This is a genomic window from Mycobacterium yunnanensis, assembly GCF_025823185.1.
Lineage (GTDB): Bacteria > Actinomycetota > Actinomycetes > Mycobacteriales > Mycobacteriaceae > Mycobacterium > Mycobacterium yunnanensis.
On record NZ_JACKVK010000008.1, the window covers coordinates 1,395,297 to 1,411,072 of the forward strand.

At 68.3% G+C, this 15,776-nt stretch carries 16 protein-coding genes; 8 read left to right on the top strand and 8 right to left on the bottom strand.

Annotated elements, in window-relative coordinates; genetic code table 11:
* Window positions 1-8: 8 nt before the first annotated feature.
* Together H7K45_RS16655 and H7K45_RS16660 are read left to right on the top strand one after the other, a co-directional pair.
* On the top strand, window positions 9-1,106 hold the full coding sequence (locus tag H7K45_RS16655; RefSeq protein WP_263996902.1) for an NAD(P)-dependent alcohol dehydrogenase: 1,098 nt from the start codon (window positions 9-11) through the stop codon (window positions 1,104-1,106).
* Window positions 1,107-1,205: 99 nt separating this feature from the next.
* On the top strand, window positions 1,206-2,126 hold the full coding sequence (locus H7K45_RS16660; protein WP_263997045.1) for an alpha/beta fold hydrolase: 921 nt from the start codon (window positions 1,206-1,208) through the stop codon (window positions 2,124-2,126).
* Here H7K45_RS16660 and H7K45_RS16665 read toward each other — a convergent pair.
* Window positions 2,116-3,480: a flavin monoamine oxidase family protein gene (locus H7K45_RS16665; protein ID WP_263996903.1), complete on the bottom strand. Its 1,365-nt coding sequence runs from the start codon at window positions 3,478-3,480 to the stop codon at window positions 2,116-2,118. The two genes, H7K45_RS16660 and H7K45_RS16665, sit on opposite strands and share 11 nt — an antisense overlap.
* Before the next feature lie 110 nt (window positions 3,481-3,590).
* On the opposite strand from H7K45_RS16665, the gene H7K45_RS16670 reads away from it, so the two are divergent.
* Window positions 3,591-5,102 carry a flavin-containing monooxygenase gene (locus tag H7K45_RS16670; RefSeq protein WP_263996904.1) on the top strand — a complete coding sequence of 504 codons (1,512 nt, stop codon included), beginning with the start codon at window positions 3,591-3,593 and terminating at the stop codon, window positions 5,100-5,102.
* Window positions 5,089-5,277: a hypothetical protein gene (locus tag H7K45_RS16675; RefSeq protein ID WP_263997049.1), complete on the top strand. Its 189-nt coding sequence runs from the start codon at window positions 5,089-5,091 to the stop codon at window positions 5,275-5,277. Before H7K45_RS16670 ends, H7K45_RS16675 begins: the two co-directional genes overlap by 14 nt.
* Before the next feature lie 48 nt (window positions 5,278-5,325).
* On the opposite strand, the gene H7K45_RS16680 is transcribed toward H7K45_RS16675, so the two are convergent.
* A complete protein-coding gene (locus tag H7K45_RS16680; protein WP_308206413.1) occupies window positions 5,326-6,612 on the bottom strand; it encodes a serine hydrolase domain-containing protein in 1,287 nt (428 codons plus the stop codon).
* Here H7K45_RS16680 and H7K45_RS16685 point away from each other — a divergent pair.
* Window positions 6,604-7,044 carry a helix-turn-helix domain-containing protein gene (locus H7K45_RS16685; RefSeq protein WP_263996905.1) on the top strand — a complete coding sequence of 147 codons (441 nt, stop codon included), beginning with the start codon at window positions 6,604-6,606 and terminating at the stop codon, window positions 7,042-7,044. The two genes, H7K45_RS16680 and H7K45_RS16685, sit on opposite strands and share 9 nt — an antisense overlap.
* A gap of 6 nt (window positions 7,045-7,050) precedes the next feature.
* Here H7K45_RS16685 and H7K45_RS16690 read toward each other — a convergent pair whose 3' ends face one another.
* The 3 genes from H7K45_RS16690 to H7K45_RS16700 all read right to left on the bottom strand — a co-directional run bounded on the left by H7K45_RS16690 (window position 7,051) and on the right by H7K45_RS16700 (window position 11,034).
* A complete protein-coding gene (locus H7K45_RS16690; protein ID WP_263996906.1) occupies window positions 7,051-8,643 on the bottom strand; it encodes an HNH endonuclease signature motif containing protein in 1,593 nt (530 codons plus the stop codon).
* A gap of 136 nt (window positions 8,644-8,779) precedes the next feature.
* Complete coding sequence (locus H7K45_RS16695; RefSeq protein WP_263997047.1) at window positions 8,780-9,895, bottom strand: Rv3169 family protein; 1,116 nt, start codon at window positions 9,893-9,895, stop codon at window positions 8,780-8,782.
* Window positions 9,895-11,034: a phosphotransferase family protein gene (locus H7K45_RS16700; RefSeq protein ID WP_263996907.1), complete on the bottom strand. Its 1,140-nt coding sequence runs from the start codon at window positions 11,032-11,034 to the stop codon at window positions 9,895-9,897. Before H7K45_RS16700 ends, H7K45_RS16695 begins: the two co-directional genes overlap by 1 nt.
* Window positions 11,035-11,075: 41 nt before the next feature.
* Between H7K45_RS16700 and H7K45_RS16705 the strand changes: the two genes are divergently transcribed.
* Complete coding sequence (locus H7K45_RS16705; protein ID WP_263996908.1) at window positions 11,076-11,678, top strand: TetR/AcrR family transcriptional regulator; 603 nt, start codon at window positions 11,076-11,078, stop codon at window positions 11,676-11,678.
* On the opposite strand, the gene H7K45_RS16710 is transcribed toward H7K45_RS16705, so the two are convergent.
* Entirely contained in the window at window positions 11,675-12,352 is a 678-nt protein-coding gene (locus H7K45_RS16710) for an SDR family oxidoreductase (protein ID WP_263996909.1), read from the bottom strand. The two genes, H7K45_RS16705 and H7K45_RS16710, sit on opposite strands and share 4 nt — an antisense overlap.
* Window positions 12,353-12,467: 115 nt before the next feature.
* Between H7K45_RS16710 and H7K45_RS16715 the strand changes: the two genes are divergently transcribed.
* Together H7K45_RS16715 and H7K45_RS16720 are read left to right on the top strand one after the other, a co-directional pair.
* On the top strand, window positions 12,468-13,397 hold the full coding sequence (locus H7K45_RS16715) for a LysR family transcriptional regulator (protein ID WP_263996910.1): 930 nt from the start codon (window positions 12,468-12,470) through the stop codon (window positions 13,395-13,397).
* Window positions 13,398-13,442: 45 nt separating this feature from the next.
* Window positions 13,443-13,784 carry a hypothetical protein gene (locus H7K45_RS16720; RefSeq protein ID WP_263996911.1) on the top strand — a complete coding sequence of 114 codons (342 nt, stop codon included), beginning with the start codon at window positions 13,443-13,445 and terminating at the stop codon, window positions 13,782-13,784.
* On the opposite strand, the gene H7K45_RS16725 is transcribed toward H7K45_RS16720, so the two are convergent.
* The gene (locus H7K45_RS16725) at window positions 13,781-14,185 is read right to left on the bottom strand and encodes a VOC family protein (RefSeq protein ID WP_263996912.1); all 405 of its coding nucleotides are present in this window, start codon (window positions 14,183-14,185) and stop codon (window positions 13,781-13,783) included. The genes H7K45_RS16720 and H7K45_RS16725 overlap by 4 nt on opposite strands.
* A gap of 62 nt (window positions 14,186-14,247) precedes the next feature.
* Window positions 14,248-15,771: an NADH-quinone oxidoreductase subunit NuoN gene (gene nuoN / locus H7K45_RS16730; RefSeq protein WP_276070192.1), complete on the bottom strand. Its 1,524-nt coding sequence runs from the start codon at window positions 15,769-15,771 to the stop codon at window positions 14,248-14,250.
* Window positions 15,772-15,776: the final 5 nt, after the last annotated feature.

Below are 15,776 nucleotides of genomic sequence, written 5' to 3' on the forward strand. Positions count from 1 at the left end.
ATCGCCCGGTGACGAACGCACGAGCGGCGGTACTGCTCACCGAGGATTCCCAACCCCAGCTGGTCGACGTCGAGGTCCGGGCTCCGGTCACCGACGAGGTGCTGGTGCGCGTCGACGCCGTCGGCATCTGTCACACCGACGTCAGCGTCGCCGCACGGTGGCCCGCGCGCAAGCTGCCGATGGTCTTCGGGCACGAGGGCGTGGGCACCGTCGTCGAGGCGGGGCCGTCGGCCCGCGTCGAGCCGGGGCGTCAGGTGGTTCTCACCTTCGCCAGCTGCGGTCGGTGCCCGAGTTGTGCCGCCGCCAGACCCGCCTACTGCGATCACTCGACGACGCTGAACCTGCGGGGCGACCGAGCCGACGACTCGAGTGCGCTACGACTCGGAGGCATCCCGGTGCGGGGCGGCTTCTTCGGGCAGTCGAGCTTCGCCACGCACCTCCTGGCCGGGCCGTCCAACACCGTCGCCCTCGACGACCCGCTCGACCCGGCGCTGGCAGCACCGCTGGCCTGCAGCGTGCAGACCGGTGTCGGCACGATCCTCAACGCCGTCGCCGCCGGGCCCGACGACACGGTCGTCGTGTTCGGCGCCGGCGGTGTGGGCCTCTCCGCGGTCATGGGCGCCCGCATCGCCGGTTGCCGCGCCGTCGTCGCAGTCGACCCCAACCCGGAACGCCGAACTGTCGCAACCGAACTGGGTGCCACGGCGGTGCTCGATCCGACCGAGGGCGACGTCACGTCGCACCTCGTCGACCTCACCGGCGGCGGACCCACCGTGGCCGTCGACACCACCGCCCTACCCGCGGTCATCGCCACCGCGCTGGGCGCGTTGCGTACCTGCGGCACACTGGCGCTCGTCGGCCTCGGTGCCTTGACCGCCGAGCTGCCGGTGGGGCTCATCATGGCCAAGGGACTGCGGATCCGCGGCGTCGTCGAGGGCGACAGTGACCCGCACGTGTTCATCCCGCGCCTTGCCGAACTCACCCGCCGAGGTGAGTTGCCCCTGGAGAAGCTGGTGACGCGGTTCGACTTCGAGCACTTTGGCGACGCCTGGGCGGCTGCAGTCGCGGGCACGGCGATCAAACCGGTGCTCACCATGCCGCGCTGACGTGGCATCGCTACACTTCGAGCCGCCGTCGGCAAAGGTGCCGCGGAGATCGGAGCGCACGTGAAGACGAGCTCGAGGCGACTGGCGATACTCGACCAGATGCCGCCTGGCCAGGTCGTGGAGGTCCACTCGGCGGACGGCACCAGGATTCACACCGAGGTCTTCGGCCCACGGGACGGTCGTCCCATCGTCTTGGCGCATGGCATCACGTGTGCGATTCGGGTGTGGGCCAACCAGATCGTCGACCTCAGCGCGGACTACAAGGTCATCGCCTACGACCACCGCGGCCACGGCCGCAGCGATGTGCCGCCGCTGCGTGGACGCCGTAGCAACTACGGCCTCGACTTCCTCGCCGCCGACCTCGACGCCGTGTTGGCCGCCACCCTGGCCCCCGGTGAGCGCGCGGTGATCGCCGGGCATTCGATGGGGGGCATCGCCATCTCGTCGTGGTCGCGGCGCTACCCGCACCGGGTGCGGCAGTGCGCCGACGCCGTCGCGCTGATCAACACGTCCACCGGCGATTTGCTACGCAACGTCGACTTCCTGCCCGTCGCACCGGCTTTCGCGGGTGGTCGGGTACGTGCGGCCGGGCTGCTGCTCAAGAGGCTGGGCGCCACGCCGCTACTGCCCGGCACGATCGCGCAGAACCGCCGGTTCGTCGCCGCCCTCGCGGTGGGCCGTGACGCCGATCCGGCGATCGCGGACTTCGTCTTCGAGCTGTTCGCCCAGACGCCGCCCGCCGGCCGCGGCGGCTGGGCCCGCGTGCTCGTCGACTCCGTCGGTTCCCGGCACCTCTCGCTGCAGAGCCTGACCGTCCCCACCCTCGTCATCGGCAGTAAGGGCGACCGCCTTCTGCCCATCGGATCCTCGCGCCGCATCGCTGCCGACGCTCCCAACCTCGCGTCGATCGTGGAGCTCGACGGCGGTCACTGCGGCCCCCTGGAACAGCCCGACGAGGTCAACCGCCTGCTACGTCACCTGCTCGAGTCGACTACGCAGGAGCGCCGCATCAGCTCCTAGCGAGATGCGCGGCGACCTCGGTCGCAGCCCGCGCGCCCGATCGCACCGCCCCGTCGAGGAAGCCCGTCCACCGGTCGGCGGTCTCGGTGCCCGCCCAAAAGATCGAGCCGACCGGCTCGCGCAATCGGTGTCCGTACGTCGTCCACGACCCGGGCGGCACGGCGGCGGTCGGACCGCCGGGTGCGAACGGCTCGGCGCTCCATCGGTGGTCGGTGTAGTCGACCGGATGCCTCGCCTGCTCGCCGAACAGGTCGACGAAGCACTGCAACGCCCTGGCGCGGCGCGCGTCGGGCTCCAGCGGGTCGAAGGTGCGAGCGTCGGCGAAGCCGAGCAGGATCCCCGGTCCTTGCCCGGACGGTGAGTCACCGGGGCTGACGTCGAAGGTGATGAACACCGGGCCGTCGTCGGACAGGGCCTCACCCGACTGGCCTGCGGTGCGCCAGAACGGCGTCTCATAGGCGGCGTACGCCTTGCTGAGGTTGCCCATCGGCCAGTGCGTGGCCAACTCGGCGCCGTCCGGGGGAAGGGGCGGGTCGAACGTGATGCCGGCGCGGTGTGCCGGGGGTATCGCGACGACGACGGCGCGCGCCGACACCGCTTCGGTGGAGGTGTGCACGGTGACACCGGACGTGGTGTGTTCGATGCGCTCGACCACGCTGCCGAGGCTCACGCGGTCGTCCAGTTCCTCGGCCATGCGAATGGCGATCTGCTGGGTGCCCCCTGGGAAGCGGTCCTGCTGTGCGCCACCCTCGACGTCGAGCATCGGCCCGATGCCGCCGGCCGCCTTGATGTAGTGCACGGCATGCAACATCGACACCTCGTCGAGCTCGCACCCCCACGTCACCCGCGACATGATCGCCATCAGGTCCCTGGTGCTCTTGCCCGCGTGCATCGATCGCAGCCACCGTTCGACGGTGAGGTCGTCGAGCCGGTAGGCCGTCGGGGCCGTCCACGGCGCACCACGTGGCACCTGCTTGCCGAGCCGCTCGAAGCGCCACTGGATGCGTGAGACGTCGAGGAGTTCGAGGATCGACAGCCTGGGAATGGTGCTGCGGTAGGACCGGACACGACCGCGCCAGCGGATGAGGTTCTTGCCGGCGCCGTAGGTGGGCGTCGTCGCGCAGCCCAGTTCGGCGGCCAGCTCGAGCACCGCGGTCTGCGTCGGCCCGACGAATGTGGCGCCCAAGTCGACGGGAACGCCGGCGACTGTCGTGGTGTGCGAGCGCCCGCCGACGCGGTCCCGACCCTCCAGCACCCGTACCCGGTGACCCGCGGCGGTGAGGCGGCGGGCCGCGATAAGTCCGGCGAACCCGGCACCCACGACGACGACGTCGAGACCTGGTGATGTGCTCACGTGCCCAGACTCTCACGGTGACGGCGCCGTAAACCCGGATCGCCGACGCTCGTCGCGACCGACGCCCTATCGTGGGGGGCTGGTACGGCGCAGGACCAAGGAGGCTCTCGATGGACGACCAGGCGGAATACTCGGACGTGCTGATCATCGGCGCAGGCATCTCGGGGCTGGGCGCCGCGTATCGGATCCACGAGCGCAATCCCCATCTCGAGTACACGATTCTCGAGCGGCGCGAGCGCATCGGGGGCACGTGGGACCTGTTCCGGTACCCGGGCATCCGCTCCGACAGCGACATCTTCACCCTCAGCCTGCCCTTCGAACCGTGGACGAGGCCGGAGAACGTGGCCGACGGCGGTGACATCCGGGACTACCTCACCGACGCCGCCCGCCATCACGGCATGGACCGCCACATCCGGTTCGGCACCCACGTCACGTCGGCGGAATGGGATTCCGGCACAGACACCTGGACGCTGCGCACGCAGACATCCGACGGTTCGGCCAAGCTGTACCGCGGGCGCTTCGTGTTCTTCGGCACCGGCTACTACGACTACGACCAGCCCTACCGACCCGAGATTCCTGGTCTGGAGGACTTCGGGGGCGAGGTGGTCCATCCGCAGTTCTGGCCGGAGTCGCTGGATCACGCAGGCAAGCGCGTCGTCGTGATCGGCAGCGGGGCGACGGCCATCAGCCTGGTCCCAGCGCTGGCCAAGACCGCCGCCCACGTCACGATGTTGCAGCGCTCGCCGACCTACATGATGTCGATGGCGCGAGTCGACCCGATGGTGCAGGCGATCCGAAAGGTGTTGCCGCGCAGACTGGCTCACAACGTGGTGCGGGCCCGCAACGCCGCCTTCTCGGTGCTGTCGTACTTCATGTTCCGCAAGGCGCCCAAGTTCGGCCGGTGGCTGGTGCGCAACCGCACCATCGCCGCGCTGCCCAAGGGCTACGACGTCGACGTGCACTTCAAGCCGCGCTACGACCCGTGGGACCAGCGGATGTGCCTGGTGTTGGACCACGACCTGTTCGACCTCATCGGCGACGGCCGTGCCGAGGTGGTCACCGACCACGTGGACCACGTCGACGCCACCGGCATCGTGCTGCGGTCCGGCACGCGTCTGGACGCCGACCTGATCGTGACCGCAACCGGGCTTCAGCTGCAGGCCCTTGGCGGGGTCACACTCGCGGTCGACGGGGAGGAGATCGCGCCGACCGACCGATTCGTCTACAAGGAGTACCTGCTCGAGGACGTGCCCAACATGGCCTGGTGCATCGGGTACACCAACGCGTCGTGGACGTTGCGAGCCGACATGACCGCCCGGGCCGTCGCGAAGTTGTTGGCGTACATGAACTCTCGGGGATACACGCATGCCTACCCGCACCTGGGTGCGGTTCCGATGCAGGAGAAGCCGACGTTCGACCTCGAGGCCGGCTACGTCAAGCGCGCCCCGCACGCGTTGCCCAAGTCAGGTGTGCGCCGGCCGTGGAACGTGCGGCACAACTACGTGCTGGACCTCGTCGACCACAGATTCGACCGCATCGAAGAGTCCATGGTGTTCGGGCGCGCGCCCGCGCAGTCCGCGCCGAAGCCCCCGCGGAATGAAATCGCGGGTGCGCCTCGTTGACACCAGCATGAAGAAGTTCAGCATCGCCAGCATCGTCGCCTCCGGTTTCGCCGCAGCCCTGTTCGGGCTCGCCGCGCCCGCGAGCGCCGACATCGATCATCACCAGTGGATCAACGACATTCAGCAGCGCGCCACCGTGGGTTCGGTCACGTCGACCGTCGGCAACGGCCGCTGACACTCCGCTAGACAACGAAGGGGCACCCGCGATCCGGGTGCCCCTTCGTCATGCGGCGAGTGCGTCGTAGACGAGTTCGACGTAGCGGCGCGTGCGGTCGGAGCCGACCAGGTCGGGCGCCATGCGATTCATGGTGTACGCGATGGTCAGACGGCGGTGTAGGTCCATCACGACCAGCGAGCCACCCCATCCGCCCCAGAAGCAGGTGCGTTCGGTCTTGAGGTAGGGCAGGAAGTCCGCGGTGGGCAGCGCAAGACCCAGCCCCCAGGTCACCAGTGACCCCAGCACGAGATCGGGTCCCGAGGCGTGGACGTCGAAGATGCGCTCGACTGTCTGCGGTTCGAGCAACCGGACGCCGTTGGCCCTGCCCCGCAACGAGATCGACGACAGTGCCCGCACCAGGCCGCGCGCGTTGGCGTGCCCGTTGCACGCGCCCACCTCGGCGCGTCGCCAGGCCGTGGTGTTGGCGGGCTCGGCCGACGCCGGGGGAGCGGCGAACACCTTGCGCATGGGACTGTCCTGCGGCAGCGGCGGGAACGCCGGCGGCGGGGTCGTGATCAAGGGGGCCACTCGGGCGTCGTCCTCGGCCCTGGCGCCGATCTGGACGTCGGCGTTCAGCGGTTCGGCGATCTGGCGACGGATGAAGTCGGTCAGGCTCGTTCCGGTGATGCGGCGGACGATCTCTCCCACCAGATGTCCGTAGTTCTGAGCGTGATAGCCCGCCTGGTTGCCGGGTGTCCACCAGGGGGCTTGGCGCGCAAGGCGTTCGACCGCGGCGTCGCGGTCGTACATCTCCTCCTGGGTGAAGGGTTCGTCCCAGCCGGCGACACCGGAGGTGTGCGACAGGACGTGGCGCACCAAGACCCCCTGCTTGCCGTTGGCGGCGAACTCCGGCCAGTAGCGGGCCACGGGTGCGTCGAGGTCGAGCAATCCCCGGTCGACGAGGATCAGCGCCGCCAGGACGCACAACGCCTTGGTGCAGGACCACACGTTGACGATGGTGTCCTGTGACCACTCGACGGTCTTGGTGGCGTCGGTGTGCCCGCCCCAGACGTCGAGCACGCTGACGCCGTCGACGTCGACCGCCAAAGCGGCGCCCACTTCGTCACCGTTGACCAGCTCGTCGTCGAGGGCCTTGACCAGGTCGGCGAATCGCGGGTCGTAACTGCCGTGGACCGTCATGTCTCGTTCCTTTCGTGATGCTCTCAAGTTGGTCAACGCCTGCGAGTTGCGGACGCTTACGCCCTCGGCCAGACGACGCAGCAGATCGGGCACGTCGTCCATGTGGGTGATCGCCTCGATGAACACCAGCCGGTCCGTGCAGCGGTGCTTCACGCGCACTGCCTCGACGTCGCGATCGGTGTCGGGCTTTGGCGCATGGGTCTGCCGGGTGCGGCCGCCAGCGCGACCGACGCCGAGGAGTCACTGGCCTACGGGCGGTGGCGGGGCGGTGATCGCGTGGTGCGGTTCGAACGCGACTGGCTGTCGATCACGCTGTTCCAGCGCGAAGCCCGGCTCGAGCCACTGTTGCGGCCCGAACGAGGTGCCTCCAGCTTGCACGGCGACGCCGCCGTGGCCGTCGGCGGCTTGCTCGACAACGGGTTCTCGTTCAGTGCCACCGGTCGAGCTCTTCACCTGCACCCCAACACCGTTCGCCATCGCGTCGAGCGGTGGCAGCAGTTGACCGGATGGGACGTCAGGACCCGACAAGGTTTGCTGCGCAGCATCGCCGCCCTCGGGCTGAATCGCCAACACGACGGCTCATAGCGTCACTTACGGACCCGGACCGTCATCCTCGTTCAATGAGCGCTCGGCGGCGATCCTTGCGGCGCGGTCTTGGGCGCGAGTGGTCTTGCGTCGTGGCATGGTGAGCCCGGCGGTGTGCGGTGGCGGCCTCCCGGTCGTCGTGACCGTCGCGGTGGGTCTGGACAGTTCGGGGAACAGCAGTCGACTGCCCGGGGTGGTGACGAACTCTCGGCCGTCGGGTGCGGTCCAGATGACGGTGCCGTCGTTGAGTTGCGTGTCGCGCCAACCGTTCTCACCACCCCAGAACGTCTTGAGCAGGTGGTGTCGACGGCAGACGCATTTGAGGTTGGATGCCGTAGTCGGGCCGTGTGGCCACGGAATCGTGTGATCGATGTCGGTCTGGGTGGCGGGCCTGCGGCAGCCAGGGAAGCGGCAGGTCATGTCGCGGCAGCGGATGAAGTCGGCCAGCTTCTTCGACGGTCGGTACCGGTTCTCCGGTGGCGCTTGGCCTGGGTGCACGATGCGGGTGATGGTCGCCCCGATGGCGGCGCGGCAGGCAATCGCGCCGGGGAGGAATAGGCCACCCATCAATGCCGCGGGCCGCAGCTTGGCCAGCCGGCCAGGGGTGGGTGTCATGGCCTCGGTGAGGGTGAGGTCGCGTAGCAGCTTGTCGAACAGGCGTGGCTCTTCCCCGTCGATGGCAGCGCGCTCGGCCGCCGCGATGGACTCGTCGGTTTCCACCGGGGTGTCCGATGGCGGTGCGGGTGTCTCGGGCTTGGGCGCAGGCGGCTCGGACTCGGGCGCATCCTTCGGTTCGGCCAGCGTCTCTTCGCTGGCGATGACGTAGACCACCACGTCCGTCGCGGGTGGGTCTTGGGCGGCGGCGCAGTCGTCGTTGCCGCACAGGCACGCCAGCCGGTCGGTCCCGATGGCGCCGATGGCGTCGGCGCGGAGTTGGTCGGCGGTCCGGGGGTCGGCTGGGCAGACGGTGGCGGCCAGGTTCTTCAGTCGTGCCTCGAATGCCTTCGCGTCGTGGGCGAACAGGGTGGCCAACACCGTGGCCAGGCCGCTGCCGTCCTCCTCGATGCGCACCTCAACCGACCGACCTCGGGCCTTGGTCTCGCTTCGTCGCAGCGCGTGCGGGTCCACCTGGGCCACCAGGAAGTCGATGGCCTTCTCGGTCTTGTCGACCGACCTCGGCTCCCACTCCCCGAACGCCTGCGCCAGTAGAGCATCCAACGCACGTAGGGCGTCGGGGTCGATGAGCAGCGCACCGCGGTGCACCACGGTCTTCACCAAGGCGTAAGTCACGAGTCCCTCGGCGAACACCGCGGCCACCTTCGGGAACCGGTCGTGCAGAGCGACCGCGACCAACAGCTGATGGGTGGCGGTGCCGGGGGTGATGTTTTGGGCCGCGCCGATGTGGGCGGCGACGGCGTCGAGGTTGTCCAGGCACCATTGGTCGCGATCGGCTGATCCGGAGGCGGCATGTGCCTCGTCGAGCATGGCGGCCATCGTCGCGACCCGGTGGGCGCAGGCCGCGTTCTCCACCCGTGCCCACGACGACAGGGCCCCGGCACCCCGGGTGCCGGTCGTCGCGTCCACCAGATCGTCGAACATGAACCCAGTTTACGGCGACGGTATGACGAAAGTCGTTCTGCTACAGGCGTTCTGTGGATGAACGCCGGTCTGTGGACAACCCTGCCCAAGCGGCCAAAAACGTCAGACCCGCGTGCTAGCGCGGCAGGCCCAATGACTAGTCCGCCACGGTCAGCCAGTCCGTGAAGCCCGACGGGTCGTGCCGGCCCAAGGCGCCGTGCTCGAACAGACCCCATCCCTCCACCGGTGCGCCGTCGCCCTCGGTGCACAGCGCCCGGCCCACGTGGTCGATGACTCCAAACCCCGCCCGCCCGATGATCGCCGGATCGGTCATGTCGTAGGTCAACCGCTCGGTGAACTTCTCGCCCTTCCAGACACCGTGAATCCAATCGGAGTCCCCGCCATAGCCGCCGCCGACATGGATCGGCACGGGCAGTTTCGATTCGACCTCGAGGTGCACGGGCGATCCGTCGAGCGCGGTGGCGTCGATGCTGGCGCCCGTCGGGATGCGGGTCCCCGAGGTGTAGTGGACCTTGACGCGCGGCCAGCCCAATTGCTCCACGCGACCGTCCTTCCAGATGCGCGTGCAGTCGTTGAGCGAGCGGAATCCGCTGGGGTCCTCCTGGATGATGAGGACGACCGAGAAGTCGTCGAAGGCCATGGGAACATAGAGCCACCACATGCCTTCGAACGGCGGATCTGCCGGTCGCCCAGCAGGTTCGGCCTCACCGATGGGACGGATGCCCCAGGACCGGTCGCGGGACCCGATCCACGCCGACGGGTCGACGGTGATCTCCTCCCCGTCGACGACGAGATGACCACTCCACGAGCCCAACTGGGCGAAGCGCTGTGCGTCGAGCGTGACGCGGTTACCCGTGCGCATCACGTGCGGTTGCTCTTGGACGACGTCGAACAGGCCATTCCAGGTGAGGTCGAGGGCCATCCCCTCGGTCTCGTCCACGACGATGCGCAGTTGGCGCAGGGGTTCGAGCACCTCGACCCGATATCCCAGCACGCGCTGGTTGAGCCGATCCTGGTCGATTGCATCGGAGAGGTGCACCGCGGTCTGCTTCCCGCCCCGGGCGACCAGCACGAAGGCGTCCTTGACCCCCAGGTTCGGGTAGTACCCGATGCCGGTGATCAGGAAGATCTCGCCGGTGCGGTCATGGGCGTTGAAATAGGATCGGTCGTAGAAGTTGCGGTCCGACGGTCCCGGCCAGGCAATCGGCTTGGGAACCTGATGGACGGGGAATTCATCCAGGGGGCCCAACATCATTCGCCCTCTCCGATGAGCCGCCGCAGCAGCGACGCATGATAGAACTGCGACTCGACGTCCTCGGGCTTCTCCATCTCGCCGAAGTGCACGCGGCGGGCACTCGTTCGCATGAACACGCAGCACCAGATCACGCCGGAGTACACGTAGAACCAGTCCAGCGAGCCCAGCGTCACCCCCGTAAGGCCCTCGTACGTCGCGCGCACGTCGTCCTCACGCAACACCCCGGGTAGCCCGGGCAGGCCGGCAAGTCCGGCTAGCTCTTGGAAGACCATGTGCGCGAACACGATCCACGCGACGTCCAGTTCTCGCGGGCCGACGGTGGCCATCTCCCAATCCAGGACGGCGACGGGTCGGAAGTCCTCGTAGAGCACGTTGCCGATGCGGGAGTCGCCCCACGCCAACACCGGTGTGGTTGCGGCGACGTCGTCGGGGAAGTTCCGTTCCAACCAGGCCAGGGCTCGTTCGACGAGGGGAGAGGGTCCGATGTCGGGGACCGCAAAGGCGTACCAGTCCTTCAACCAGCCGAAGTGGCGCCTCAGCGGGGTGTCGCCGGGCGGGTCGACGTCGGCGAGGAAGCCGAAGGTGCTTGCGGCGTTCGGAATGCCGTGCAGCGCGGCCAACACCCCGACGGTGGCATCTTGCAATTCGCGCTGCCGGTCGACGGGCGCGTCGGCGAACCAGTTGCCGCCGAAGGTGTACGGCATGACGTCGGGCGGCACGACGCCGTCGACGTGGTCCATCAGGAAGAACGGCGTGCCGAGCACTTCGCCGGTGTGTTCCATCCACCGGACGCGGGGTACGGGGACGTCGGTCAGCTCGCCGACCAACCGCATGACGTCGAATTGATGGTCGAGCCGATAGGTCGGGAAGACGGGCACGTCGGCGGCGCTGGGTGCCACGCGGGCGACCCACTTCTGCTCGGTAGGCCGACCGTCCTGCTGCCATCGACCCGTCAAGACGATTGTCTCCGAGGACATTCCGTTCGCGTCGATCCCGCTCTCGACGGTGATGTCGGGGGCGGCCACGCCGGGGAGGGCGGTGGCGAGCCACTGCGACATCACCGAGGGCAGGGTGCTGTTGTCGCGCGAGCTGTGTTGGAGGCGGCTGACGTCTTTGACAGCCGGTTCGTTGGCCACGGTTTACCCCTTCGAGCAATTACGCTACGGTAAGTAGCGTTATGAAAGCAGATCCCGGTGGCGTTGTCGAGACCCCCAACGCGGGACGTCCGCGCGACCCACGCATCGACGCCGCCATCCTGGAAGCGGCTGCGAGCCTGCTCGTCGACGTCGGCTACGCGAACCTGACGATGGCCGGGGTGGCCGAGCGGGCCGGCACCACCAAGACCGCTCTGTACCGGCGGTGGTCGAGCAAGGCCGAATTGGTGCACGAGGCAGCCTTTCCCGTGGCGCCGACGGCATTGGGTGCACCCGAGGGTGACATCAGTGCCGACGTGCGCGCGATGGTCGCCGCCGCACGCGACGTGTTCACCAGTCCGGCGGTGCGGGCCGCGCTGCCGGGGCTCATCGCCGACATGGCCGACGATCCCGGGCTGAACGCGCGCGTGATGGGTCGATTCGTCGGACTCTTCGGGGTCGTCCGCGAACGTCTGGTGCACGCCGTCGACCGCGGCGAGGTGAACGCGGACGTCGACCCCGATCGACTGATCGAAATCATCGGCGGCGCAACCCTCTTGCGGCTACTGCTGGATCCTGCCGGGTCGTTGGACGACTCCTGGGTGGAACAGACCGCCGCGATCGTCGTACACGGCGTGAAGTCCTAGGCGCCCGAGGACGCGGGGTCGGAGGCGTTCAAGGTGGCGACCACGTCGGTGTAGTCGCCCCGTGCCTCGCCGTAGCGGAGGAACTTCACCCGTTCGACCAGGATTTCGTCGGCCTCGGGGTGCTGTTCGAGGACGTCGACGACCTCGGCGACGAACTCGTCCAGTGGCATGGCGAAGGAACTGTCGCGTTGACCGGGAATGAGGTCGGTGGCCACCGACGGCGGCACCAGCTCCTTGAATTCGACTGCGGTGTCGGCATATTGAAGCCGCAGTGATTCGGTCAGCATGTGCACGGCCGCCTTGGAGGCGTTGTAGCTTGGCGTGGCCTTCAGCGGTGCGAAGGCAAGGCCCGACGAGACCGTGATGACGGTGGCCGAGGGTTGGGTCTGCAGGTGTTCGACGAATGCCGCAAGCTTCCGGATCGGTCCCAGGACGTTGAGATCGGGGTGCGAGCGGATGACCTTCTCGGCGGCGGCCGAGATGGACGCCGGATCGGAGACGTCGATCTGCACTGTCGCGAGGTCTGGATGCTCGGCGGCGATCTGGTCCAGCAGCTCGGCTCGTCGGCCGCCGACGATGACGGTGTTTCCCTTGTCGCGCAGGGCCAGCGCGAGCGCCAGGCCGATGCCGCTCGTCGACCCGGGAATGAAGATGGTGTTACCGCTGATCTTCATCGGCAGACTCCTCACGTCGTGGTTGCGTCCATCGTGCGGACTTGCCAGCCACGTTGTCACGTGCATACTTCGCATGGTTTGAATGCGCGACACGCATGACGCCTAGGCTGTCCGAGTGCATTCGCAGAACTTCGCCCGGGTGGATCTCAACCTCCTGTCGCCCCTCGTCGCACTGCTCGAGGAGAAGCAGATCTCCCGCGCTGCCAGCCGGGTCGGTCTCAGTCAGCCGGCCATGAGCCGGGCGCTGCAGCGGCTCCGCCGGGTCCTCGACGACGAACTCCTCGTCCGTACCGACGGGGAGTACCGGCTGACACCGCGAGCCCGCCGGCTGCGAGCTCAACTGGCGTCGGTGGTGCCGCAGCTCGACGCCGTCTTCAGCCCCGACGGCTTCGACCCCCGTGACGCGGCACTCGACCTACGGCTGGCGGGAAGTGACTACATCGTCAGCGTGCTGACCCCGCTCCTGTACCGGCGGGTGCGCGCCGCGTCGGCGCAGTCGACGCTGCGGTTCAGTCCCTGGCACCGGCGAGTGTTGGAGGAGCTTGGCAGTGGGGACCTCGACCTGGTCTTCTTCGGCGGGCCGGAGCCGCCCGGCGTCGACGTGGCGCGGCTGTTCACCGAGCGGTTCGTGTGCGTGGTCGACCGTGGGCACCCGCTCGCCGACGAACCAGGCCTCGACCTCGACGCCTATCTGCAGTGCCATCACGTGGTCGTCGACATCGTCGACGGCACCCAACCCGCTGTCGACTTGGCGCTCGGCGCGCTCGGATTGGCCCGGCGAGCAGACCTGGTCGTGCCGTTCCATGCGGCCGGGCTGCAGGCGGTCGCGGGCACGGATCTCGTGATGACCGTGCCCGCCTTGCTCGTCGACCCGTGCGTCGACCGGGCCGTCATGCGAGTGCTGAACGCGCCGACCGAAGTCGAGACGCTGAACTATTCGATGGCCTGGCATCCGCTCGTGCAGGACGACGCGAGGCACAGGTGGCTTCGCGACACCGTGACCGCGGCCGCCGTCGAACTCGTCGCGGTGACCCGGACCCCGTGAGTCGACGCCCGTCGACCGTCAGCTCGAAGCAGTACCGTTGACCCCATGTACGTGCAGCTGACCCTGAACGACGAGGACGGAGTGCCTGAGGTGTACTCCACGCCGCCGTGGACCGACGACGCCGACGGTCGGGCGGAGACGGCCCGGGTAGTGGTCGACCCCGTGGGTCGGCCGGACGGTGACCGCGCCGGGGTCCTGCTGACGATGACGATCGGCGAGGCGCTGGTGTTGGGTCGCCGAATCACCGAGATCGCCGAGCGTGCGGCCGAGGGCCACTTCAGTCAGCGCGGCACGCAGTGGCGCAAGGAAGTTCAGGACCGCAAACGGCGCGAGGCGTGGAACGTGTTGATGGCCGGGTCCGACGACGACTCGCCGGCGGGCCCCTAGGCCTCCGCGGGCGGAGCGAAGAACTCCAGGGCGGACCCGTCGGGATCCCGGAAGCTCAAGCCCGAGCCGTACGGTGCGTCGACGATGCCGCCGTGCTCGACGCCGAGTTCGTCGAGGCGCGTCTCCCATTCCTGCAGTTCGGTTCGCGAGCCGCATAGGAACGCCACGTGGTCCAGGCCCACCCGGAATTCGCTGAACCGCTCGTCCGGGGCGGCCGTGGTGTGTTGGTGGATCCCGAGCAGGGTGTCGTTCGGCAGCGCCCACACGACGTGCCGGAAGCCGGCGTCGGTGTCCTCCTCGATCAGTGGTTCGGTGCCGATCAGCTTTTGGTGCCAGGGTGCGCTGACCCCGAGGTCGCGCACCGTCAGGGCGACGTGGGTCAGGGCGGGAAAGGCGGGCATGGGAACGTCCTTGTTCGATGGTCGATTGATCTTGACACGATCCGGCGGGCTGGCCGGTTCAATTAGCCGACGAATTGGTGGGCGGAGTTCACCAGGTCGAGGATCGGCTGAGGCAGCGCACCCAGCGCCAGGGTGATCGCGGCACTGAGCGTCACGGTGGCCATGCTGAGCGCACTTGGCACCACCACGGTGGGGCCGTCCTCGGGTGGGTCGGTGAAGAACAGCAGTACGATCACGCGGACGTAGAAGTACGCCGCGACGGCGCTCGCGCAGACGCCGACGATCACCAGCGGTGTCGCGCCACCCTCGGCGGCCGCCTTGAACACCGCGAACTTGCTGACGAAGCCACTGGTCAGCGGAATGCCCGCAAAGGCAAGCAGGAACAGTGAGAACACCACGCCCACAAGGGGATGGGACCGGCCCAGCCCCGCCCAGCGGAGCATGTTGGTCTCCTCTTCTCCGGCGGCGTTGCGGACGACGCTCACCACCGCGAACGCGCCGAGAGTGCTGAAGCCGTAGGCGAACAGATAGAACAGCGTCGCAGAGACGCCACTGTCGGTCAGCGCAATCACGCCGGTGAGAATGAAGCCCGCATGGGCGACCGACGAGTAGGCCAGCATGCGTTTGACGTCGTTCTGGGACACCGCGGTGACCGTGCCGACCACCATCGTGAGGATCGCGACACCCCACATCAACGGGCGCCAGTCGGCCCGGAAGTCGGGCAAGGCGACGTAGAAGATGCGCAGCATGGCCCCGAAGGCGGCGATCTTGGTGGCCGCTGCCATGAAGGCGGTGACGGGTGTCGGCGCACCCTGGTAGACGTCCGGAATCCACGAATGAAAGGGCACCGCACCGACTTTGAACAGCACGCCGACCGACAGCAGACCGATACCGACCAAAGCCATGCTCGTGTCGGCGGAGGATTGTTCCCGGATGCCGCTGAGGCTCAAAGAGCCGGAATAGCCGTACAACAGCGCGATTCCGTACAGGAAGAACGCCGACGAGAACGCACCCAACAGGAAGTACTTGAGCGCCGCCTCCTGGGATAGCAGACGCCGTCGCCGGGCCAGCCCGCACATCAGGTAGAGCGGCAACGAGAACACCTCGAGCGCGACGAAGAGGGTCAACAGATCGTCGGAGGAGCCGAACAGCATCATGCCGCCGAGGGCGAACATCGTCAGCGGAAAGATCTCGGTCTGCGCCACACCGGCCTTGCTGGCGAGCTTCTCGGCGACGCTGCCCGGCACGGTCGACGCCATCGGGGTGAACGCGTCCAGGCCGCCTGCCCCGTCGTCGACGCCCACCTCGGAGGTGATGCGGCGCTCGGCGATCAGCAGCGTGCCGAGAATGCCGACCGTCAGCAGCGTCCCCTGGAGGAAGAGCGCGGGCTGGTCCACGGCGACCGCACCCATCACCGCTGTCCGGCCCACCGACGACCCGAGCCCGATCCACTGCACGACCACGGCGACCAATGCGGCGACCTGACCGCCGATCGCCAACGCCAGCTGTACCGGATACCGCGCGGCGCGGGGAAGGAACGCCTCGGCCAGGACGCCGAGCACGGCGACGCCCAGGACGATCAGCATCGGTG